Below are 22,204 nucleotides of genomic sequence, written 5' to 3'. Positions count from 1 at the left end.
GGGCGGGCGTGGAGTCGGACCGGATGTCGGACCCGGATGGCTGAGTCGGGCGGACGCGAGGGGTGGCGACCGCGGCCTACTGTCCGGCGGCCGCGCGGGCGGCCTGCCGCGCCTCCTCGACGCTCGACCCCTCGCGGAGGAGCGCGTCCACGAACAGTTCGCCGGCCTTGTACGACGACCGGACCATCGGGCCGGACGCGCAGTAGAGGAAGCCCAGTTCGTCTTCTGCGACGCGCCGCCACGTCTCGAAGGCGTCGGGGTGGACGTACTCGAACACGTCGAGGTGGCTCCGGGAGGGCTGGAGGTACTGGCCGAAGGTGACGATGTCAACGTCGGCCTCGCGGAGGTCCGAGAGGGTCTGGTAGACCTCGTGGGCGTGCTCGCCGAGGCCGAGCATGACCGAGGTCTTCGTGTGGATGTCGGACTCGTCTGTCACCTGCTGGAGCACCGAAAGCGACTGCTCGTAGCCGGCGCGGCGGTCCCGAATCGGCCACTGGAGGCGCTCGACGGTCTCGATGTTGTGGGCGATGACGTCGGGTCCGGCGTCGATTATCTTCCGGACGTGCTCGGGGTCGCCCTGGAAGTCGGGAATCAGCACCTCGACGAGCACCTCGGGGTCGCGGCGCTTGATTTCGCGGATGGTCTCCGCGAAGTGGGCCGCGCCCTGGTCCGGCAGGTCGTCGCGGTCCACGGAGGTCAACACGACGTAGTCGAGGCCGATTTCGGTCACCGCGTCGGCGACGTTCGCCGGTTCGTCGGGGTCCAGCGGCTCCATCCCGCCTGTCGTCACGTCGCAGAAGTTACACCCGCGCGAACACCGGTCGCCCATGAGCATGAACGTGGCCGTCCCGGGGCCGTCGCGGCCGCTCCAGCACTCCCCGAGGTTCGGGCAGTTCGCCTCCTCGCAGACGGTGTTGAGGTTCCGGTCCCGGAGCGTCGATTTGATATCGGTGAAGCGCCGGCCCGATGGCGGTCGCATCTTCAACCAGTCTGGCTTCCGCCGCGTGCGCATAGGCAGTTCTTGCGAGGCGACGGGCAAAAACGTGAGGATTGGTCCGCCGTCTGTCGGGTTGGCGGCGGGATCGCTCGCCGGAGGCGACCGAACCCGCGTCGCCACGATACCGTTCGGTCGAACAATGGTCTACGGTAGCACACGTTGTTCAGAATAGTTCAAACGAACAGTTCTATCACGGAAAGCGAAACGTCCACCTCGGATACATCACGACTTTCCATCAAACAGCACGTACGACCGTGCTAGATATATCACATAACTGAAAAACTTATATTCGAGTAAATACTTCTCTCGAGTATGAACTGGAAACACCGCCGCGACATGACGAAGGCCGAATCGAAGAAGCACGAGGCCACCGCGGGGACGAACTGGTCGTTCATCGCCGCGCTCGCCGGCGCCGCGTAAGCGGGCCTGCGCCTCGGGCCCCGAACCAATCCTCACCACCCTACCACTCACCAACCTCGGCCCTCCACCCACCACACCCCGCCGCGTTCCGCCGGAACGCCCCACCACCCACCAACCTCAGCCCCTCCGTGTTCCGCTCGTTCGACGCTCCCGAGTCGCCGCGCCGGATGGAGAAACGCCTTTCCCCACGGACGACTCGGCTTCGTGTATGACGCTCGTCTTCGTCTCGTCCCCGACGCCAGCGCGCACCCGGAGGTGCGCCCAGTGAAAGTCGCCGAGGCGGTCCCCGAGTTCGCAGACGCCTTCGGGTTCGAGGAGTTCAACCGGATGCAGCGCGAGGCGCTGCCCGCCATCCTCGACACCGACCACAACGTCGTCGCCTCCGCGCCCACCGCCAGCGGGAAGACGGCGCTCGCCGAACTCGCCATCTGCCGGACCCTCCGCGACGAGGGGACGGCGCTTTTCATCGCGCCGCTCCGCGCGCTCACCACCGAGAAGGAGACAGAGTGGGAGCGCTTCGAGGACCTCGGTTACTCCGTCTACGTCGTTACCGGCGAGCGCGACCTGAATCCCCGCCGGGCCGCCCGCGCCGACATCCTCGTGATGACGCCCGAGAAGACCGACTCCGCGACCCGGAAACACGACTCCGCGCGCTACTCGTTCATCGAGGACGTCGACTGCGTCGTCATCGACGAGGTCCACCTGCTGGATTCGGAGACCCGCGGCGGCGTCCTCGAAGTCACCGTCTCGCGGATGCGCCGCATCTGCGACCCCCGAATCGTCGCGCTGTCTGCGACCATGCCCAACATCGACGACGTGGCGGCGTGGCTCGACGCGCCGGACGAGACCACCTTCGAGTTCGGTGACGACTATCGCCCCGTCGACCTCCACGCGGGCGTCAAGACCTACACCCACGGCGAGAACTCCTTCGCCGACAAGTACCGCCGACTGTACCGGGCGTTCGACCTCGCGGAGCCGCACATCCGCGACGGCGGCCAGTCGCTCGTCTTCGTCTCCTCGCGGCAGGACGCCGTCCGCGCGGCCGCCAAGGCCCGCGACGAACTCGCAAAGCGCGACGTACCCATCGGCGCGCGCGGCGACTACGACTTCCACAACGAGGCGAAGGAACTGAGCAACGACTCGCTCGCCAAGGGCGTCTTGGACGGCGTCGGCTTCCACCACGCCGGCCTCTCGCGGGACGACCGCGAGGCCGTCGAGGAGTGGTTCAAGGAGGGCAAGATTCAGCTCCTGTTTTCGACCTCCACGCTCGCGTGGGGCGTGAACCTCCCCGCGCGCTGCGTCGTCATCCGCGACACGAAACACCACGACCCGCTCGAAGGCGAGGTGGACATCTCCCCGCTCGACATCCTCCAGATGCTCGGCCGCGCGGGCCGCCCCGGCTACGACGACGTCGGCTACGGCTGGGTCGTCTGCGACCGCTCGGACCAGAACAAGTACCGCCGCCTGCTCCGCGAGGGCAAGGAAATCGAGTCGCGCCTCGCAGAAGACCTCGATTCGCACCTCAACGCCGAAATCGCCATGGGGACCATCCGCGACCTCGACGACGTCATGTCGTGGCTGGAGACGACGTTCTACTACCGGCGGGCGCAGTCGAACCCGGCGGCCTACGATTTCGAAGACCTCCGCGAGCGCGTCCGCGACGTGCTCGACCGCCTCGTCTCCCGCGGCTTCGTCGAGATGGACGACGACCTCTCCATCGACGCGACCCCGCTCGGGCGACTCACCTCGAAGTACTATCTCCGACTCGGGACCGCCTCGCGCTTCGCGGACCTCGCGGAACGGGACCGCATCACCGCCGACGACGTCCTCGAAACCGTCGCGGGCGCGGCCGACTTCCGACAGGTGTCGGCGCGCCAGTCCGAGGTGGACGCCGTCGACTCGGTGCTGACGGGCGTCTCGACCACGCTCGAAGACGGCCCGAAGAAGGTGCTCGCCATCCTCCACGCCAGCATGGCGAACTCGACGCCGAGCGAACTCCGGAGCGACGCGTGGGTCATCAAGCAGAACGCGCTCCGACTCCTCTCGGCGCTCCGGGAGTTCCTCGACACCTTCGCGGACGCCCGCGCGGCAAACCTCGCAAGGCGCGTCGAGGCCCGCGTCGACAACGGCGTCAGCAGCGACGCCGCGGCGCTCACGGCCGTCGACGGCATCGGTCCCGGTCGCGCGCGAAAGCTCGCCACCGGCGGCCTCTCGACCCCGGCAGACGTGGTCGACGCCGGCGTGAAGGAACTCACTCGCGCGGGCCTCTCGCAGGGCGTCGCCGAGCGCGTCATCGAGAGCGCGAAGGACCTCCCCGCGCCCGACATCGACTGGGGCGAGTTCCCCGAGTCGGTCGCCCGCGGCGAGAGCGACATGCACGACATCCGCGTTCGAAACGACGGCGGCGGCGGTTCCGTCGGCATCCGCGTCACCGTCAACGACGTTGAGATGTCGACGAAGACGTGCTACCTCTCCGACGAGGTGACCGTCCCCGTCGGCGTCTTCGGCGCGACGGACGACGAACTGGAGTTCGTCGTGGAGGTCGCGTTCCCCGACCTGCCGCTGCTCCCGATTCGGGAGTCGCGGACGGTTCGGGTCGAATAGAAAAGCGCGGCGGCAGCCGCGTTCGGTCGGGGTTCGGTCGTTTGTAATCTCGTCTCGGTCGCCTCTCGCTTACTCCTCGCCCAACAGCGCCGCCCGCAACTCCGCCGGCCCGTCGACGATTCTATCCGCCCGCGAGAGGTCGAGGTCGGCGTTCTGCCCGCCGCGGTAGGCGATGGTGTACGCGCCGGACCGCACGGCCGCCTCGATGCCGTTTATCGAATCCTCGATGACGACGCACTCCTCGGGGGCGACGCCGAACTCGGCGGCGGCGTGCTCGTAGATGTGGGGTTCGGGCTTCCCCGGTTTGTCGATGTCGTCGGCCGAGAGCACGAGGTCAAGCGGGTCGAGGTCGAATCGCTCGCGGACGGTCGAAATCCAGTCCTGCGGGGCCGACGAGACGATTGCGAGTTTCTTGCCCGCCGCGCGGAGGTCCGAAAACAGCTCCTCCGCGCCGTCCATCAGGACGACGTGTTCGCCGTAGACGCTCTCTGAGTTCTCGTGGTACGCCGCGACGAACTCGTCTTTCGTGACGGTCGTCCCGTACTCCGCGTCGAGGTAGTCGTATATCTCGCGGAAGTTCATCCCCGTTATCTCCTCGTGGTCGGGGTCGCCGGACTCGATGGCGTCGGCGAACACCCACTCGTCCTCGAAGGCGTGCCAGTACTGCTCGGAATCGACTAACACTCCGTCCATGTCGAACAGCACGACGTTCGCGTCCATGATTCGCCCTCGGCCGCGACCGACCAAAGAGCTTCGTGCCGCGGCATGCCCGGTGAACCCTCGCACGTAGGTTCAAATCGGAACCGGCGACCACCCCGCCGCATGGATTCGATACGCGTCTTCGCCGGCGACTGCACCGTCAGCTTCGAAGGCTCCCGCGACCGCACCCAGCGCGGCCGGGTCGTCGTCGTGGCCAAGCCCGACAGAACCGTCCTCGTCCACGACGCCGGGGGCTACCAGCCCGTCGCGTGGCTGACCCGCGCCGACTCGCTGACCGTCGAGTCGGGACCGGGGTCGTTCGGCCTCGTGGCCCGCGCGGGCGACCAGACCCTCACCGTCGACTCGAACGACGTGACCGGCCGCGCCGAGTACCCCGCGAGCGACGCGGGTGTCCCGGTCGGCTCGCATCCCGACACTGGCGACCCGCTCGTCAGGACCAACGGCTCCGTCGTCGCCCTCGACTCGGGGACCGAGTATCGCCTCCCTGCGGGCGCGACCGTCCTCGACGAGACGTGCGACGACTGCGGCCTGCCGCTGATGCGCGTCGAGCGCGGCGCGCCGTTCGAGGTGTGCATCGACCGCCGGTGCGACCCGCTGGACGACCACGTGAAAGACCGGTTCGACGGCGAGTGGTCGTGTCCGGACTGCGGGTCGCCGCTCCGAATCCTCCGGCGGAGCGGTCGCCTGCTCGCCGGCTGCGACGCCTATCCCGACTGCGAGACGGCCTTCTCGCTCCCCGCGGGCGTCGTCGGAGACGACTGCGACTGCGGCCTGCCGACGTTCGAGACGGGTCGCGGCCGGCGGTGTCTCGACTCGACCTGCGAGGGTCGATGAGTCGAGACGAGGGGCGGCGAGCGTGGCCCCGTCGCTGGCGACACGGCCGGCCGCGAGGGGTGCGTCCGGGGTCGGGGCCGCGACCGCGACGAACCGGTGGCGGCGACGGCCGCCGCTCCGACGCCCCCGCGGGCCGCGCCGCCGGCATCGCAGGCCCTTTGTCGTCGCCGCGCCCCGATTCTGGTATGCAAGGACGCCTCGAAGACGGCGTCGTCCATCTCCCGGGCGACGCTCGACAGCGGTTCCACGACTCCCGCGGCTACGGGAGACCCACCGGCGGCGACGACCTCGAGGTCGCGCCCGTCGAGGCCGCCCACCTGCTCTCGCGGGACGACATCGACGGCGTGGACGGGATGGGCCTGCGCGAACTCCTCGCGCGCACCGGGACCACCCTCGATTTCGTCGTCTACAAAGACCTCCGCGACCGCGGGTTCTACCTCTCGCCCGCCCGCGAGGGGTGGCCGGGCGTCGCGGACGCCGCGGGCGCTGACTTCCTCGTCTACCCCCGCGGGAAGGGGCCGTGGGACGGCGAGGTCGAACACCGCGTCCGCGTCGTCGGCGAGCGCGAGAGCATCCCCGTCTCGTCGCTCGGAGAGGTGGTGCTCGCCATCGTCGACGAGGACGGCGACCTGACCTACTTCGACACCGAGGGCGACTCCCCCGAGGGGACGGCCGCGGAGGACCTCCCGGCCGACCTCGACGCGGAACTCCTCTCGGACCGCGCGCTCGTCTGGGACGGCGTCGACCGCCTCTACCAGCGCGGCTTCTTCGGTCAGCGGCTGTACGGCAGAAACGCCGACAGCGGCCCGCTCCAACTGTCGCTGCTGGAAGCCGCCTACCTCGCCCGCGCCGACGCGCTCGCCATCGACGAGGCCGACGTTGTCTCCCGCGGCCGCGACGTGGAGGGCGACCGGTTCGACCGTCGACTCGCGGTGTACGCCGCGCTCAGGGAGGCCAAGACGGTCCCGAAGAGCGGCTTCAAGTTCGGCTCGGACTTCCGCGTCTACACCGAGTTCGAGTCGGTCGACGACCTCTCGCACTCCGAGTTCCTCGTGCGCGTGGTCGCGCCCGACCACACGTTCGTCCCGCGGGACCTCTCGCTCGACGTGCGCCTCGCCGGCGGTGTCCGCAAGCGAATGGTTTTTGCGCTGACCGACGACAACGGAGAGATAGACTGGCTTTCGGTCAGTCGGCTCACGCCATGACAGACGACGAACCCGCGGAGCGCATCCGCACCGATGGAGGCACAGCAGAGGGGAAAGACGAAGTTGCCCTCGACCCGTGGGGCTCGTCGACCGTCTCCGACTACCGGAAGCTGTTCGAGGAGTTCGGCATCGAGGAGTTCGACGAGGTGCTCGACGAGGTGCCGAACCCGCACTACCTGATGCGCCGCGGGGTCATCTTCGGCCACCGCGACTACCGGCCCGTCCTCGACGCCATGCGCAACGGCGACGACTTCGCCGTCCTCTCGGGGTTCATGCCGACGGGCGACCCCCACATCGGCCACAAGCTCGTCTTCGACGAGATAATCTGGCATCAACAGCAGGGCGGCGACGCCTACGGCCTCATCGCGGACATGGAGGCGCACTCCGCCCGCGGCATCCCGTGGGACGAAATCAACGAGCACAGCCGCGACTACCTGCTGTCGCTCATCGCGCTCGGGTTCGACCCCGAGGCGGGCGAACTCTACCGGCAGTCGGACAACGACCGCCTCCAGCGGCTCGCGTTCGAACTCGGCGGGAAGGCCAACTTCTCGGAGTTCCAGTCCATCTACGGCTTCGACGGCGAGACCAACGTCTCGCACATGCAGTCGGTCGTCACGCAGATGGCCGACATCCTCTACCCGCAGTTGGACGACCCCAAGCCGACGGTCATCCCGGTCGGCCCCGACCAGGACCCCCACGTCCGGTTCGCCCGCGACCTCGCCACCCGGATGCGATTCTTCAAGGTGACGGAGGCGTTCGCGAGCTTCGAACTCGACGACGCCGAGCGCCCGCTCGTCGCGGCAGCCCACGACGCCCGCGAGGCGTACGCCGAGGACGCCGACATGCCGCGGTGCGGCGAGGCGGCCGACTGGCTCGACGACGCCGACCTCGACGCGGCGGGCGTGCTCGTCTCCGAGTCGGTCCGCGACTCTGCGGTCGAGAAGCTCGAAAACGCCGGGATGGAACCGCTCCGCCCGCGGATTCGCTTCTTCGCCCGACAGGCGACCGACGAGGCGTTCGAGGCGCTCATCGAGGAGATTGACGGCGAAAAGCGGCGGTACGACCAGCACATCGACGCGTTCGACATGGGCGTCGACGAGGCCGAGGAACTCGCCCGCGAGGTCGAAGCCAACCACGGCGGCTACGGCTTCATCCCGCCGTCGTCCATCTACCACCGCTTCATGACCGGCCTCACCGGCGGCAAGATGTCGTCGTCGATTCCGGCGAGCCACATTTCGCTGCTCGACGCGCCCGAGGAGGGTTACGACAAGGTCAAGTCCGCCACGACCGGCGGCCGCGACACGGCCGAACAGCAGCGCGAACTCGGCGGCGAGGCCGACAAATGTCCGGTGTACGAGCTGTACGCCTACCTGCTGACGGGCGACGACGACGAACTCGCAAAGGAGGTCTACGACGAGTGCCTCGGCGGCGAGCGCCTCTGCGGCGGCTGTAAGGAGCAGGCGGCGACGATGATGCGCGAGTTCCTCGAAGACCACCACGAAAAGCGCGAGGAGGCCGAGGAACTCCTCGACTCGCTGGATATCGACCTCGAGACGGAGCGACGGGGCGTGGCCGCCGAACATCAGTGAGGCGGCAACACTACCGACCGCTCACAACCCCACTTCTTCTCCCACGCCGCGGGCGTTCGACTTCTCGTAGAGGTACTCGGCGGTCGCGGCGTCGAGCACCGCCGACCCGACGCTCTCGACCACCAGAATCTCGTCGTCGCTCTCGCGGCCGGCGTCGCCCTCGAAGACGGCCGAGAGCGGAAGCAGGTCGGATTCGTCGATGCCGGCCCCGCGAACGTCACCGATGTCGGCCACTTCCTCGGGCACGTCGGCGAACACCCGCGCGGCTCGCTCGAACGTCTCGGCGTCGAGTTCGCGCGTCTCGGGCGTGTAGGCTCCGACGGCGACGACGAGCGTTCCGGGGTCGAGCCACGAGCCGTCGAAGACGGGCGTCTCGCTGGTCGTCGCGGTGACGACGACGTTCGCGCCGGAGACGGCCGCTTCGGGGGTATCGACGGCCTCGGCGGGGATGCCGTCCTCGCGGAGGTCGGCGGCGCACGCCTCGCGGGAGTCGCTCGGGGAGTAGACGTTCACCGACTCGACTGCGGAGCCGACGGCGATAGCGCGGCTCTGCCAGCGGGCCTGCGCGCCCGCGCCGAGGACGCCCAGGCCGACCGGGTCGGTCCCGAGGGACTCCGCGGCGAGCCCGCCGATACAGCCCGTCCGGGCGCTGGTAATCGTCGTCCCGTCGAGGAGCGCGAGCGGGAGACCGGTCGTCGCGTCGGTGAGGACGACCTGCGCGTTCACCGTCGGAAGGCCGTGAGCGCAGTTTTCCGGGTGGACGGCCGCGAGCTTCGTCGCGTACACCTCGCGGCCGTGGATGTACGCCGGCATGGTGAGGCCGGTGCCGAGCGGGCCGTCCTGCTCCGTCGGTTCCGAACCCGAGCGCGTTTCCGTTCCCGCGCCCGCGACGCCGTTTCCGTTCGTCCCGTCCCGGACTCTGTCGATGTCGATACCCACCGGAAAGTGCGGCCGTGGCGGGCGTTCGACCTCGCCGCGGCCCTGCTTGACGAACGCCTCCTCGACGACCGGAAACAGCTCCGCGAGCGAGAGTAACTCGCCGACGGCGTCGGCGGAGAGAATACGGACCATACCCGAACTACTCTCCGCGGCCGCGTGAAAACAGTGTCCCTCGACAGTATGTGACAGACACACTCATGTCGGTGGCGAATCAGACACGACCATGCACGTCCTCATCGTCGGCGGCGGGGTCGTCGGACTCGCCTGCGCCCACGCGCTGGCCGGTCGCGGGGCCGAGGTCACCGTCTGCGAGGCGGGGACGCTCGGCGGCGGTAGCACGGGTCGCGCGGCGGGCGGCATCCGAACGCAGTTTTCGACGCGCGTGAACGTCGACCTCTCGCTCGCAAGCGTCCCAGTCTGGGAGTCCTTCGCGGACGAGTTCGGCGTCGACATCGACTACCGGCGTTCGGGCTACCTCTTTCTCGCCCGGACCGAGGCGACCGCCGCGGCGTTCCGCGAAAACGTCGCCATGCAGACCGACGCGGGCGCGCCGAGTCGCGTCCTCTCGCCCGCGGAGGCCGCCGAGTACCTCCCGGAGCTCCGAACCGAGTCGTTCGTCGCGGCGACGTTCTCGGCGGCCGACGGCGTCGCAGACCCGCACTCCGCGGTGCAGGGCTACTCGGACGCGGTCCGCGCCGCCGGCGTCGACGTTCGGACGAAGACGCCCGTGACCGACCTCGCTCGCGTCGGTGACGGCGGTGGCTCGGTCGATGCGGGAGCCACTCCCGACGCCGGCGGCTGGCGCGCCGAGACGCCGGACGGTTCCATCGACGCCGACGCCGTGGTCGTCGCGGCGGGCGCGTGGTCCGCCCGGGTCGCGGCGCTCGTGGGGGTTGACCTCCCACTCGCGCCGCGCCGCCGCCAGATAGCCGTCGTGGAACCCGAGGGCGACCTCCCCGCGGACGCCCCGCTCACCATCGACCTCGACACGGGGGCGTACTTCCGGCCGGAACGGGAGGGGACCGCCATCGTCGGCGGGCACTTCTCGGCGTCGGACCCCGACGTGGACCCCGACCGATTCGACGAGTCGATGGACGTGGAGTGGGCGGTCGAGGCGACCGAGCGGGCCGACGACGCCGCGGCTTACTTCGGCCCGGAGACGCGGATTCGGAACGGTTGGGCCGGGCTGTACGCCGTGACGCCCGATCACCACGCGATTCTGGACGAGGCGGCCCCCGGTCTCGTCGTCGCCGCGGGCTTTTCGGGCCACGGCTTCCAGCACGCGCCCGCGACCGGCGAGGCCGTCGCCGACCTGTGTCTCGGCGAGGACGCCTGCGAGGTGGACGTGTCGGCGCTGTCGCTCGACCGGTTCAAGTCGGGCGAGACGCTCCGCGAGCGGAACGTCGCGTAGGAGCGCTCGTCGGGCGGCGCGGCGCCGACGCGGAACGTTTTTACTCGGCACTCACAATCGGTCGCATATGGTATCCGAACCCAAGCGCGGGGCGCGAGCGAGCGAACCGACCACCGACGGGTTCGGAGTTTTCTTTCTGACCGCCTGAGGTCGGCGGACTCCGGCCGGGCGTCACCGCGCCCGCCGGACGAAACCGACCCCGCCGGTCAGCCCCGCCAGCGCGGCGAGGCTTCGAAACTGCTAACCGACCACCAGACGGCTAACGCCACAACGAACCAGATGCGACTTCCGGAATCACAGGTCGCGGTGTTGAACGCCGCGAGCGCCACGGACGAACGAACGATTGCACAGCTCGCGGAGGCGACAGACCAGAAGCCCGAGACGGTGACGGGCGCGGTCTTCGACCTCCGCGACGAGGGACTCGTCTCGGTCGCAGAGACCACGGCGGAGTCCGTCGAACTGACAGACGAGGGCGTCGAGTACGCCGACGAGGGCCTCCCCGAGGTCCGGCTCTACCGCGCCGCGCTCGACGCGGGCGACGGCGACGCGGTCCCGATGGGACAGGTCATCGGCGCGTCCTCCCTCGGCGGCCCGCAGGTCGACATCGCGCTGTCGAACTTCGCGCGCAAGGGCTACGGACACATCGACTCGGGCGAACTCGCGCCCGACGCGGACGCCGACCCCGACGCCGACGAGGAGGCCGCCGCGCTCGCGGCCCTCTCCGCGGGCGAGTCCGTCGACGGCGACGTGCTCGACCAACTCGAATCGCGGAACCTCGTGGTCCGCCACGAGCGCACCATCCGCGCCGTCACCCTCACAGACGAGGGCGTCACGGCGCTGATGGAGGGCGTCGAGGCGGCCGAGACGGTCGACCGCCTCACCCCCGAGATGCTCACCTCCGGCGAGTGGGAGGACGTGGAGTTCACCGAGTACAACGTCGAGGCCGACGCGCCCGAGGCCCGCGGCGGCAAGAAGCACATCCTCCGGCAGACCGCCGACCGCGTGAAGGACGTGCTCACCGGCATGGGCTTCGCCGAGATGGAAGGCCCGCACGCCGACGCGGACTTCTGGATTAACGACTGCCTGTTCATGCCGCAGGACCACCCGGCGCGCACCCACTGGGACCGCTTCGCCCTCGACGTGCCGCCGATGGAGGACATCCCCGAGGACCTCATCGACCGCGTCCGCGACGCCCACTTGGAGGGCGTCGGCGACGACGGCGACGGCTACCACTCGCCGTGGTCCGAGGACTTCGCTCGGGCTATCGCGCTCCGCGGCCACACCACGTCGCTGTCGATGCGCTACCTCTCGGGTCACGAGGTCGGGGAGTTAGAGCCGCCGCAACGGTACTTCTCGGTCGAGAAGGTGTACCGCAACGACACGCTCGACCCGACGCATCTCTTGGAGTTCTACCAAATCGAGGGCTGGGTGATGGCCGAGGACCTCTCGGTGCGCGACCTGATGGGCACCTTCGAGGAGTTCTACTCCCACTTCGGCATCACGGACATCCAGTTCAAGCCGCACTACAACCCCTACACGGAGCCGTCGTTCGAGCTGTTCGGCCGACACCCCGAGACGGGCGAACTCATCGAAATCGGTAACTCCGGCATGTTCCGCGAGGAGGTGCTTCGTCCCCTCGGCGTCGAGTGCGACGTGATGGCGTGGGGCCTCGCCTTAGAGCGCCTGCTGATGCTCATGTACGGCTTCGACGACATCCGCGACGTGCACGGAACGCTCTGCGACCTCGACCTGCTCCGCGAGACGGAGGTGCTCAAGTAATGCCCGTAGTCGACGTTCAACCCGACGAACTGCGCCGCCTGACCGGCCACGAAGACAAGTCCGACGAGGAGTTCAAAGACGACCTGTTCGCGCTCGGACTGGAGTTCGAGGGCGTCACCGACGACGGGGCGTTCCAACTGGAGTTCGGTCCCGACCGCCTCGACCGCCTGTCGGTCGAAGGCGTCGCCCGCTCGCTTCGCTACCAGTACGGCGACGCCCGCGGCGTCTCCGTGCCGAACACGAACGAACCCGACTGGACGTTCGTCGTCGACGACGACGTGCCCGACGAGCGCCCCTACGTCACGGGCGCGGTCGTCCGCGGGGTCGACTTGGACGACGCGGCGCTCGACTCGCTCATCCAGTTGCAGGAGAAACTCCACGCGACGATGGGCCGCAAGCGCGCCAAGGGAGCCATCGGCATCCACGACCTCACGATGCTGAAAGGCGACGTGCTCTCGGAGAACGCCTCCGGCAACTCCATCACGTACACCGGTATCGAACCCGACGGCGACACGTTCGTCGCGCTCGACTCCAACGACGAACTCACGCCCGCCGAGGTGCTCGAACAGCACGCGACGGGTCGGAAGTACGCCGACCTCGTGAGCGAATACGACCGCTACCCGGCCATCTACGACGAAATCGGACTGTTTTCGTTCCCGCCGGTCATCAACGGCCGCCGGACCGAGGTTTCGACGGACTCCCGCGACCTGCTCGTCGAACTCACCGGCACCGACCAGTGGACCATCGACCGGATGTGCAACATCATCTGCTACGCGCTGGCCGCCCGCGGGGCGACCATCGAGGACGTCGAGGTCCAGTACGAGACGGGCACCGTCACGAAGCCCGACTTCGAAGTCGAGACGAAACACGTCTCCCACGACCGCATCGAGACGGTCCTCGGCGTCGAGTTGGAGCTGGACGAGGTTATCGACCTGTTCGAGCGCTCCGGCCTCGACGCGAACGCCGAACTGGGCGAAGAAACCGTCTACGAGGTCTCCATTCCGCCGTACCGCGTCGATGTGCTCCACCCGCTCGACCTCGTCGACGACGTGGGCCGCGCCTACGGCTTCAACGAGCTCGAACCGCGCTACCCCGACGTGGGGACGGTCGGCCAGCGCCACGAGCGCTCCCGGCTCGAAGACGCCGTCCGCACCTCGCTCGTCGGCCTCGGCTTCGAGGACCTGCTCAACTTCCACATGATTTCGGAGGAGGAGAACTACGAGCGCATGGACGTCGAGGTCGGTTCCGAGTATCTCGGCGGCGGCGAACCCGCCTCCATCACCGAACCGTACAGCGAGGACTACACCATGCTCCGGACGTGGGTGTTGCCCTCGCTGACGATGGTGCTGGAGAACAACACCCACCGGGCGTACCCGCAGGACCTCGCGGAAATCGGCCACGTGGCCCACCGCGACGACGACGAGAACACCCGCGTCGCCGAGGCCCGCCACGTCGCGGCCGTCCTCGCCCGTCACGACGCGACCTACGAGGACGCGAAGGCCCGCCTCGCGGCGCTCTGCCGCGACTTCGACGCGGACCTGGAGACGCCCGCGACCGACCACCCGTCGTTCATCGACGGCCGCACCGCCGCGGTCGTCATCGACGGCGAGGAAGTCGGCGTCGTCGGGGAACTCCACCCGAAGGCCATCGTCGAGCACGACCTCGAACTGCCGGTCGCGGCGTTCGAGTTCGACCTGTCGTCGCTGGCGTAGAGCTTCCGGCGGTTGTTTTTGGTCCAGATTTTTGCGCGACGAGCGATGCGAGTCGCGGAAAAAGGTGGGAGCTTCGACCTGTCGGCGCTGGCGTAGTCGTTTAGCGATTATTTTTGGTCCGGATTTTTGAGAGTCCACGAACCGAGATTTGATAACTTCGGGTAATTCCAAGCCTTCAGTAATTCTTTTCATGCATTTGGTCAGAACGCGATAGAAACCTTTAGGACGCGAGTCGTCGCTTTTTCTGTATGAACGATAATGATGTTCGTCGCGAGACGCTGGCGGTGACCCACGGCGAGCGCGGGCAGGCCCCGGCCCCGGGCGTCGAGGACGTCGTCGTTCCGGTCCACCTCTCGTCGACCTACGCGGTGCCGAGCATCGACCCCGACGCGGACTTGGAGACGCTCGACCCCGACGCGGGCGAGTACCTCTACTCGCGGCTGTCGAATCCGACGCGGAACGCGCTGGAACACCGGCTCGCGGCGCTCGAAGGTGCGGACCACGCGCTGGCGTTCGTCTCCGGCACGGCGGCCATCGCGGCGACGATGACCGCGGTGGTCCGGCCGGGCGACCACATCGTCGCGTTCGAGGACCTCTACGGCGGGACGAAGACGATGCTCACCCGGCTGTTCGCCGACCGGCTGAACGTGGACGTGTCGTTCGTGGACGCCACCGACCCCGAGAACGTCGCGGCCGCGATGCGCGAGGAGACGGCGCTCGTCTGGATGGAGACGCCGACGAACCCGCTCATGCACCTCTGCGACATCGAGGCCATCGCGGCCATCGCCGACGAGGGCGACGCGGTCTTCGGCGTGGACAACACGTTCCTCAGCCCGCAGTTCCAGAACCCGCTGTCGCTCGGGGCCGACGTGGTCGTCCACAGCACCACGAAGTACCTCAACGGCCATTCGGACTCCATCGGCGGCGCGGTCGTCACCGACCGCGAGGACGTACTGGAGGAGCTCACGTTCCTCCAGCGCGTCGGGATGGGGTCGATGCTCTCACCGTTCGACTCCTACCTGACGCTCCGGGGCATCAAGACGCTCCCCCTGCGGATGCGCCAGCACGAGACCAACGCGATGGAAATCGCCGAATTCCTCGACTCCCACGAGGCGGTGACGCGGGTGCTGTATCCGGGGCTGGAGTCCCATCCGCAGCACGACCTCGCGGCCCGCCAGCAGTCCGGCTTCGGCGGCGTGTTGTCGTTCGAACTCGACACCGACCTCGACGGGACCGCCGAGTTCCTCGGCGCACTCCGGGAGTTCCCGCTGGCGGTCAGCCTCGGCGGCGTCGAGAGCCTCATCGAGCATCCGGCGACGATGACGCACTCGCCGCTCTCGCAGACCGAACGCGACGCGCTCGGCATCTCCGATTCGCTGTTGCGGCTGTCGGTGGGCGTCGAGCACGTCGACGACCTGCGCTCGGACCTCGCGTCGGCGCTGTCGGTCCTCTGAGGAGTCCGGGGCTCGCACGGCCGAATTCCGTCCCCTCGGGCACTTAACCGAGGCGTTTAACAGTCCGCCCGGTTGTAGGTACGCCAACGCAATGCCGAGCGGAGAATACGACCCGGAAACCGTCGAGGCGAAGTGGCAAGAGAGGTGGGTCGACGAAGACCTGTACGCGTACCCGGAGCGTGCGGTAGACCCCGACACCGTCTTCTCCATCGACTCACCGCCGCCGACGGTGTCCGGAAGCTTGCATTGGGGCCACGTCTACGGCTTCACCCTCCAGGACTTCGTCGCCCGGTTCAACCGGATGCGCGGCGACGAGGTGTACTTCCCGTTCGGTTACGACGACAACGGCATCGCGTCGGAGCTCCTGACCGAGGACCAACTCGGCATCAAACACCAGGACTACGAGCGACGCGAGTTCCAGAAGCTCTGCCGCGAGGTCACGGCGGAGTACGAAAGCGAGTTCACGGAGAAGATGCAGAACCTCGGTATCTCCATCGACTGGGACCAGACGTACCAGACGATTTCGCCCGAGGTCCAGCGCGTCTCGCAGCTCTCTTTCGTCGACCTCTACGAGAAGGGCCGGCAGTACCGCCAGCGTGCGCCCGCCATCTGGTGTCCCGAGTGCGAGACCGCTATCTCGCAGGTCGAGACCGAAGACGACGAACAGGGCTCGCACTTCCACGACATCGAGTTCGGCGTGGCCGATTCCGAGGAGTCGTTCGTCATCTCCACGACGCGGCCCGAACTGCTCCCCGCCTGCGTCGCCGTCTTCGTCCACCCCGACGACGACGACAACGCGCACCTCGTCGGCCAGGAAGCCGAGATTCCGCTGTTCGGCCAGCGAGTCCCCATCCTCGAAGACGAGCGCGTCGACCTCGAAACGGGCACGGGCCTCGTCATGTGCTGTACCTTCGGTGACCAGACCGACATCGAGTGGTATCAGGCCCACGACCTGCCGCTCCGCGTCGCCATCGACGAGTCCGGCACGATGACCGAGGAGGCCGACGACTACGCCGGGCTCTCCGCCGACGAGGCGCGGGAGGCCATCGTCTCCGACCTCGACGACGCCGGGGCGCTCCTCGACAAGCGCGCCATCACGCACACGGTCAACGTCCACGAGCGCTGCGGCACGAGCGTCGAGTTCCTCGTCAAGGACCAGTGGTACATCAAACTGCTCGACAAGCGCGAGGAGTACCTCGAAGCCGGCGAGCAGATGGACTGGTACCCCGAGAAGATGTTCACGCGGTACAAGAACTGGATAGAGGGGCTCCAGTGGGACTGGGCCATCTCGCGGCAGCGCTCCTCGGGGATTCCGTTCCCCGTCTGGTACTGCGAGGACTGCGAGCACGTCGTCGTGGCCGACCGCGAAGACCTGCCGGTCGACCCGCTTTCCGACGACCCGCCGGTCGACGCCTGTCCCGAGTGCGGCCACGACGAGTTCGCCGCCGAGGACGACGTGTTCGACACCTGGGCCACTTCGTCGCTCACGCCCCTCATCAACGCCGGGTGGGACTGGAACCCCGAGACGGAGGCGATGGAACTCGACCGGCCCGAACTCTACCCGTTCGATATGCGCCCGCAGGGCCACGACATCATCTCCTTCTGGCTGTTCCACACGGTCGTCAAGTGCTACGAGCACACCGGCGAGGTCCCGTTCGACAGCGTCATGATAAACGGGATGGTCCTCGACGAGAACCGCGAGAAGATGTCGAAGTCCGTCGGCAACGTCGTCTCGCCGGACGAGGTTCTAGAGAAGTTCCCGGTCGACGCCGCCCGCTACTGGGCCGCCGGGAGCGCCGTCGGCGACGACCTCCCGTATCAGGAGAAGGGTCTCGTCGCGGGCGAGAAGCTCATGCGGAAGCTCTGGAACGCCTCGAAGCTCGTCGAGAGCCTCACCGAGGACGCGCCCGCCGAGTTCGACCACGACGACCTGAAGGCCATCGACCGCTGGCTGCTCGCGTCGCTCGACCGCGAACTCGAGTTCGTCACGGAGAAACTGGAGAACCGCGAGTTCTCGAAGGCGCGCGACCGCCTGCGCAGTTTCTTCTGGCACACGTTCTGCGACGACTACCTCGAAATCGCCAAACAGCGCGTCCGCGAGGGCGACGACCCCTCGGCGGCGTACACGCTCCAGACCGCCCACAAGCGGTTCCTGGCCTGCTTCGCGCCCATCCTCGCGCACGTCACGGAGGAACTCTGGCGCGACATGTACGACGAGGCGAGCGTCCACGACCAGTCGTGGCCCGAACCGCTCGGCCTCGACGCCGACGTGGCGGCCGGCGAGACGGCGATGGCCGTCGTCGGCGCGCTCCGTAAGTACAAAAGCGACAACCAGCTCTCGATGAACGCCCCGGTCGACCTCGTGCAGGTGTACGGCGACATCCACGGCTTCGAGGAGGACGTGAGCGGCGTCATGCACATCGAGGAACTCGAACTGCTCGACGAGGAGCCCGAAATCGAGTCGGTCGTGACCGGCGTCGACCTCGACTACTCGCTCGTCGGCCCCGAGTACGGCGCGCAGGTCCCGGACATCGAGGCCGCGCTCGAAAGCGACGACTACGAGGTCGAAGACGGCGTGATGCACGTCGCGGGCGTCGAACTCGACCCCGAGATGTTCACCATCGAGGAGTCCCGCGAGTACGTCGGCGACGGCGACATGCTCGAAGCCGGCGACGCCATCGTCATCGTCCAGCACGCCGACTGAGGGGTCGTTCGGTCGGCTTCGTTCGCTCTTTTCTCGGTACCCGGTCGCCCAGCCCGCGGCTCGTCAGCCGTCGCGGCTCGGCACTGGTGTCTCGCTCTCGGCCTCGGTTTCGGCTTCTGTCTCGGTCCCAGCTTCCGTCTCCGCCTCCGACTCAGCTTCAGCCTCAGTTTCGCCGCCGCCGTCGAAGGCGGCCAGCACCGCGGCCGCGTCTTGGACGTGGGGAACCGTCATCGGGTGGTTCGCGTTCGCGTCGTCGGTGCGGACCTCCTCGGGGTCGGGGACCGTGAGTTGCACGTCCGGTGTCGTGTCCACGTCGGTCTCGAACCGCACCGTCTCCGTGCCGAACAGGCGGTCGACGGCGTGGGTGGACACGCCGACCTCGGTGACCGCGTCGCGTTCGAGGCGGGCTTGCGGCTCGTCTAACAGCGCGTCGTGGGCGACGAGTACGTCGCCGTAGCACCGGAACTCGACGGGGCCGGTTTCGAGATAGCGGGAGACTCCCCGGAGGGTCCCGAACGCGGCGGCGAGGGCGAGCGGCGCGAGCGCGAACGTCCACGCGCCGAAGAAGACGAGCGCGGCGGCGACGCCGTAGCACCACAGCACGCCGCTGGTGACCGTGTACCGGAGGCTCTGGTAGACCGCATCGGTGAGGGCGACCGCGCGGGCGGGCGCGGTTCGATAGGTCGGCGCTCCCGTCGGCTCCTCGACCGGAATCGGTTCTATCTCGGTCTCTTCGCTGCCGTAGAGGCGGTAGAAGACGCCTCGCGTTTCGCTCCGTTCGAGCTGGAGCGCGCGGAGGTCGTAGAGGAGTTTCAGGCCGACGAGAACCACGAGGAACACGTCGTTTTCGAGTTCGACCGCGAACGGCCCGAAGACGAACATCAGCAGTCCGGCGGCGAACAGGAACTTGAACGGGGGAAGCAACACCGACCGCGCGGAGTGGTCGCGGTAGCCGCCCGCGGCGAAGTATTTGGTAACCGTTTCGACACCCCGCCCGACGAACACGCCCGCGCCGCCCAGCAGGATTTGTCCGGCGACCTCGTCGGTGACGACCGGGTCGGTCAGGCCGAAGGCGACGAAGGCGACGGCGAGTTCGAGCGGGACGAGCAGGAACGCCGCGATGAGGAGCGTCGGGACGTTCCGAAGATAGCCCGGCGGGAGCGGTCCGGGCAGCGAAACCGACCCTCGTTTGGCCTGCAACGGGCCGAACAGCCGGTCCCCGTCGCCGATGGCGTTGTTGGGGCGCTTGGCCGCGAAGGGTATCTTCACGAGCGTCCACCACAGCACGGCGGCGATTTCGGCGACGAACACGCCGAAGAGCGCGGCCGGTGCCCAACCGAGAAACAGGACGCCGAGCGGCGCGACGGCGTTCGAGACGAGAACCGCGAGCACGCCGGAGACACGAGTGGAGGGCGGGCGCACGATTTGTCAAGCGACCGGGCGGAAAATCAGTCTTCGGTTCGGAACCGAGACGCGGGCGGTCGGTTCTCGCGGTGAGCGGTCGTCGCGGGCGAACGTTACAGTCCCGACCCGACGGCGTCGGCCACGTCGTCGAAGCCGTCGCGGTCGAGCAGGTCGAGGAGGCCGCGGTTGATGTCGCGAGCGATAGACGGCCCCTCGTACACCATACCCGTGTAGAGTTGGACCATCTCGGCCCCGGCGCGAATCTTCCGATAGGCGCTTTCGGCGTCCGAAACGCCGCCGACGCCCACCACGGGCACGTCGGTCCGCTCGGCGATGAAGCGAATCATGTTCGTGGCCTCGGCCTCGATGGGTTTCCCGGAGAGGCCGCCGCGTTCTGCTCGGTTCGGGTTCCGAAGAGTGTCGGGCCGCGAGGTGGTCGTGTTGCTGGCGATAACGCCGTCGAGCCCGAGGTCGTCGACGACTTCGAGCGCGTCCTCCACGGCGGGGTCCGGGAGGTCCGGCGAGAGTTTCACGAGCAGCGGGTCGGCACCGACGTCGACGAGCGTCCCGAGAATCGCTTCGAGGGAGTCGCGGTTCTGCAAGTCGCGGAACCCCTCGCTGTTGGGACACGAGACGTTGACGACGAAGTAGTCCGCGCCGTCGGCAACGCGCTCGTAGGTGTACCGGTAGTCCTCGGGGGCCTCCTCGGTGGGCGTCACCTCCGAGAGCGCGAGGTTGACACCGACCGGGATATCGGGGTGCGGTCCGGCGGCGAGGCGCTCTCCGACCGCGTCCGCGCCCTCGTTGTTGAGGCCCATACGGTTGATGAGCGCCTCGTCTTCGGGGAGGCGGAACATCCGCGGGCGCGGGTTTCCGGGCTGCGGCTCCGCGGTGACGCCGCCGACCTCGACGTGGCCGAAACCGAGCGCCGAGAGGACGGTGGGTATCTCGGCGTTCTTGTCGAAGCCGGCCGCGACGCCGACCGGGTTCGGGAAGTCGAGGCCGAACGCGCGCGTGGCGAGCCGGGCGTCGTCGACGCGGTAGCGCCGCTCCAAGAGCGGTTCGGCGGGCGTGCCGCGCGCGGCCGCGAGCAGGCCGTGAATGGTCCGGTGGGCGGTCTCGGGCGGGAGCGAAAACAGGAGCGGTTTGGCGAGTCGGTAGGGGTTCATTGCTGTCTGTCGGGCCGTCCGCTGGGGGCGAGTCGGTTCGAGACGATACGGGTCACGCGCTTAGAAGTCGTGTTCGACCTGGTCTGGGTCCGCTTTCTGGATGATGATTTTGCCGTCCCGAACGCGGACGAACACCTCGTCTCCGATCTCCATCCCGGCGACCGCGAGTTCGTCTTCGTGGAGGTTGACGTGGACGTTGTGGTACTCGCCGTTCTCGTCTTTGGCGCCACTCGGACTGAGCTTCTTTTTCCGGACCATCTGGGGGTCTATCCGTTGGTTCGCCGCAGGGGATACATAAGTGTTGTCTCCGTCTCTCTGTGGAGTGGTGATTTTCGCCGCAACCGGATCGTCTCGCATCGAAACTCGTCGCCACCTCGGTGGGGTCGGCGGCCCGGCAAATCGGTCGAGTTTATAAGTATCACGGCGTCGTCGGTCGAAATCCGGCGATATATTTATCATGTGCCATGTGGTTCATTGCCATAGAGGTGGAAAATCATGGTACGCGAGGACGGTAAGCGAAACTTCGTGCTCCGAGAGGAGGACGGTACAGAGACGAGTGTGTTTTCGGGCAGCATGCCGAGACAGGCGGCGCTCAAGGCGGCCCGACGACTCGACCCCGCCGGCTCCGAGGACGACGCGAAGTCGGACGCGGTCGAGATTCGACTCCGGGAGAAAGGGACTGATAAAGTCCACATCTTCGACGCGTGGGCGTGGAACAGCAGCGCCCCCGAGGACAAGCCCGGCTGGATGGAGGGGAAGATTACCAAAGGAAACGTTTCCAAGAAGGGAATCGAGCACCTCGACGAGTAATCCGACCGACGTTCACATTCTTATCGTGCGCACGCACGTGTAGCATCCGAGTCGTAGTGCAGTCGATACGCCTTTCAGATAGCGCCGCCAGCGTCTGCTTGCGCGACCGACACCCGGTCAGACCGCACGTGCGACGCGGGGGATGACCGACCGGCCTCCAGTCGCGCGATATCTATCCCTTCGAGACTCATCGCTCTCCCCGACAGTCTGTCATCATTTTATGAGTAACCCCGCCATGAAACCGCATGACGAAGCGCCATCGGTTCGACGGCCTTTTATGTATCCCGGGCATTCGGATTAATGCGAAGAAGCGCACGGGGGTACTCCCCCTGAAAGCTTCCACCGAACGCCCCTGACCCCAAGGTCGTCAGGCGCTCGCCGGGATGACACACCTTCCCGGGGGTCGCCACGATACGACGGCCTTAAGTGGTCCAAGGCATTTCGGATGAATGC

The 22,204-nt window shown here is 67.8% G+C and carries 16 protein-coding genes; 10 read left to right on the top strand and 6 right to left on the bottom strand.

Annotation, left to right across the window (positions count from 1 at the left end; all coding sequences use genetic code 11):
• Positions 1–76 precede the first annotated feature (76 nt).
• Positions 77–1,012: a lipoyl synthase gene (gene lipA / locus DVK03_RS00080; protein WP_049896178.1), complete on the bottom strand. Its 936-nt coding sequence runs from the start codon at positions 1,010–1,012 to the stop codon at positions 77–79.
• 669 nt (positions 1,013–1,681) lie between these two features.
• Between lipA and DVK03_RS00075 the strand changes: the two genes are divergently transcribed.
• Positions 1,682–4,021 (top strand): DEAD/DEAH box helicase, encoded by a 2,340-nt coding sequence (locus DVK03_RS00075; RefSeq protein WP_115801929.1) that lies wholly within the window; start codon positions 1,682–1,684, stop codon positions 4,019–4,021.
• A 69-nt stretch (positions 4,022–4,090) separates the two neighbouring features.
• On the opposite strand, the gene DVK03_RS00070 is transcribed toward DVK03_RS00075, so the two are convergent.
• The gene (locus tag DVK03_RS00070; protein ID WP_115801928.1) at positions 4,091–4,741 is read right to left on the bottom strand and encodes an HAD family phosphatase; all 651 of its coding nucleotides are present in this window, start codon (positions 4,739–4,741) and stop codon (positions 4,091–4,093) included.
• A gap of 102 nt (positions 4,742–4,843) precedes the next feature.
• On the opposite strand from DVK03_RS00070, the gene DVK03_RS00065 reads away from it, so the two are divergent.
• From DVK03_RS00065 to DVK03_RS00055, 3 genes are all read left to right on the top strand, one after another.
• Positions 4,844–5,575 carry an Sjogren's syndrome/scleroderma autoantigen 1 family protein gene (locus DVK03_RS00065; RefSeq protein ID WP_006600892.1) on the top strand — a complete coding sequence of 244 codons (732 nt, stop codon included), beginning with the start codon at positions 4,844–4,846 and terminating at the stop codon, positions 5,573–5,575.
• A 185-nt stretch (positions 5,576–5,760) separates the two neighbouring features.
• A complete protein-coding gene (gene endA, locus DVK03_RS00060; RefSeq protein WP_004066002.1) occupies positions 5,761–6,780 on the top strand; it encodes a tRNA-intron lyase in 1,020 nt (339 codons plus the stop codon).
• Entirely contained in the window at positions 6,777–8,369 is a 1,593-nt protein-coding gene (locus tag DVK03_RS00055; RefSeq protein ID WP_008606012.1) for a tryptophan--tRNA ligase, read from the top strand. The genes endA and DVK03_RS00055 overlap by 4 nt, the downstream gene beginning before the upstream one ends.
• A 21-nt stretch (positions 8,370–8,390) precedes the next feature.
• On the opposite strand, the gene DVK03_RS00050 is transcribed toward DVK03_RS00055, so the two are convergent.
• On the bottom strand, positions 8,391–9,440 hold the full coding sequence (locus tag DVK03_RS00050) for an ornithine cyclodeaminase family protein (RefSeq protein WP_115801927.1): 1,050 nt from the start codon (positions 9,438–9,440) through the stop codon (positions 8,391–8,393).
• A gap of 91 nt (positions 9,441–9,531) precedes the next feature.
• Between DVK03_RS00050 and DVK03_RS00045 the strand changes: the two genes are divergently transcribed.
• From DVK03_RS00045 to DVK03_RS00025, 5 genes are all read left to right on the top strand, one after another.
• Entirely contained in the window at positions 9,532–10,719 is a 1,188-nt protein-coding gene (locus DVK03_RS00045) for an FAD-binding oxidoreductase (RefSeq protein ID WP_115801926.1), read from the top strand.
• Positions 10,720–10,998: 279 nt separating this feature from the next.
• Positions 10,999–12,498: a phenylalanine--tRNA ligase subunit alpha gene (locus DVK03_RS00040; protein ID WP_115801925.1), complete on the top strand. Its 1,500-nt coding sequence runs from the start codon at positions 10,999–11,001 to the stop codon at positions 12,496–12,498.
• Complete coding sequence (pheT, locus tag DVK03_RS00035; protein WP_115801924.1) at positions 12,498–14,210, top strand: phenylalanine--tRNA ligase subunit beta; 1,713 nt, start codon at positions 12,498–12,500, stop codon at positions 14,208–14,210. Before DVK03_RS00040 ends, pheT begins: the two co-directional genes overlap by 1 nt.
• Before the next feature lie 248 nt (positions 14,211–14,458).
• Positions 14,459–15,664 carry a PLP-dependent aspartate aminotransferase family protein gene (locus tag DVK03_RS00030; protein WP_115801923.1) on the top strand — a complete coding sequence of 402 codons (1,206 nt, stop codon included), beginning with the start codon at positions 14,459–14,461 and terminating at the stop codon, positions 15,662–15,664.
• Between the two features lie 91 nt (positions 15,665–15,755).
• Positions 15,756–18,368, top strand: a complete 2,613-nt coding sequence (locus DVK03_RS00025) for a valine--tRNA ligase (protein WP_115801922.1) — start codon at positions 15,756–15,758, stop codon at positions 18,366–18,368.
• Between the two features lie 63 nt (positions 18,369–18,431).
• On the opposite strand, the gene DVK03_RS00020 is transcribed toward DVK03_RS00025, so the two are convergent.
• The 3 genes from DVK03_RS00020 to DVK03_RS00010 all read right to left on the bottom strand — a co-directional run bounded on the left by DVK03_RS00020 (position 18,432) and on the right by DVK03_RS00010 (position 21,199).
• Positions 18,432–19,790, bottom strand: a complete 1,359-nt coding sequence (locus DVK03_RS00020; protein ID WP_255409726.1) for a DUF6498-containing protein — start codon at positions 19,788–19,790, stop codon at positions 18,432–18,434.
• Positions 19,791–19,885: 95 nt separating this feature from the next.
• Positions 19,886–20,941, bottom strand: coding sequence for a quinone-dependent dihydroorotate dehydrogenase (locus DVK03_RS00015; RefSeq protein ID WP_115801920.1), 1,056 nt, complete (start codon positions 20,939–20,941; stop codon positions 19,886–19,888).
• 60 nt (positions 20,942–21,001) lie between these two features.
• Complete coding sequence (locus DVK03_RS00010; RefSeq protein ID WP_004044784.1) at positions 21,002–21,199, bottom strand: hypothetical protein; 198 nt, start codon at positions 21,197–21,199, stop codon at positions 21,002–21,004.
• A 237-nt stretch (positions 21,200–21,436) separates the two neighbouring features.
• Here DVK03_RS00010 and DVK03_RS00005 point away from each other — a divergent pair, with 237 nt between their 5' ends.
• The gene (locus tag DVK03_RS00005) at positions 21,437–21,751 is read left to right on the top strand and encodes a non-histone chromosomal MC1 family protein (RefSeq protein WP_004044781.1); all 315 of its coding nucleotides are present in this window, start codon (positions 21,437–21,439) and stop codon (positions 21,749–21,751) included.
• Positions 21,752–22,204 lie beyond the last annotated feature (453 nt).

It is taken from the genome of Haloferax sp. Atlit-109R (genome assembly GCF_003665865.1).
In the GTDB taxonomy this organism is placed as follows: domain Archaea; phylum Halobacteriota; class Halobacteria; order Halobacteriales; family Haloferacaceae; genus Haloferax; species Haloferax volcanii.
This window is presented reverse-complemented; position numbering and strand designations above follow the sequence as displayed.

Bases quoted from the DNA above. Each gene is read 5' to 3' on its own strand.
- DVK03_RS00005 (WP_004044781.1), top strand. From the start codon at position 21,437: ATGGTACGCGAGGACGGTAAGCGAAACTTCGTGCTCCGAGAGGAGGAC.
- lipA (WP_049896178.1), bottom strand. From the start codon at position 1,012: ATGCGCACGCGGCGGAAGCCAGACTGGTTGAAGATGCGACCGCCATCG.
- DVK03_RS00045 (WP_115801926.1), top strand. From the start codon at position 9,532: ATGCACGTCCTCATCGTCGGCGGCGGGGTCGTCGGACTCGCCTGCGCC.
- DVK03_RS00030 (WP_115801923.1), top strand. From the start codon at position 14,459: ATGAACGATAATGATGTTCGTCGCGAGACGCTGGCGGTGACCCACGGC.
- pheT (WP_115801924.1), top strand. From the start codon at position 12,498: ATGCCCGTAGTCGACGTTCAACCCGACGAACTGCGCCGCCTGACCGGC.
- DVK03_RS00010 (WP_004044784.1), bottom strand. From the start codon at position 21,199: ATGGTCCGGAAAAAGAAGCTCAGTCCGAGTGGCGCCAAAGACGAGAAC.
- DVK03_RS00025 (WP_115801922.1), top strand. From the start codon at position 15,756: ATGCCGAGCGGAGAATACGACCCGGAAACCGTCGAGGCGAAGTGGCAA.
- endA (WP_004066002.1), top strand. From the start codon at position 5,761: ATGCAAGGACGCCTCGAAGACGGCGTCGTCCATCTCCCGGGCGACGCT.
- DVK03_RS00070 (WP_115801928.1), bottom strand. From the start codon at position 4,741: ATGGACGCGAACGTCGTGCTGTTCGACATGGACGGAGTGTTAGTCGAT.
- DVK03_RS00065 (WP_006600892.1), top strand. From the start codon at position 4,844: ATGGATTCGATACGCGTCTTCGCCGGCGACTGCACCGTCAGCTTCGAA.
- DVK03_RS00015 (WP_115801920.1), bottom strand. From the start codon at position 20,941: ATGAACCCCTACCGACTCGCCAAACCGCTCCTGTTTTCGCTCCCGCCC.
- DVK03_RS00050 (WP_115801927.1), bottom strand. From the start codon at position 9,440: ATGGTCCGTATTCTCTCCGCCGACGCCGTCGGCGAGTTACTCTCGCTC.
- DVK03_RS00055 (WP_008606012.1), top strand. From the start codon at position 6,777: ATGACAGACGACGAACCCGCGGAGCGCATCCGCACCGATGGAGGCACA.
- DVK03_RS00040 (WP_115801925.1), top strand. From the start codon at position 10,999: ATGCGACTTCCGGAATCACAGGTCGCGGTGTTGAACGCCGCGAGCGCC.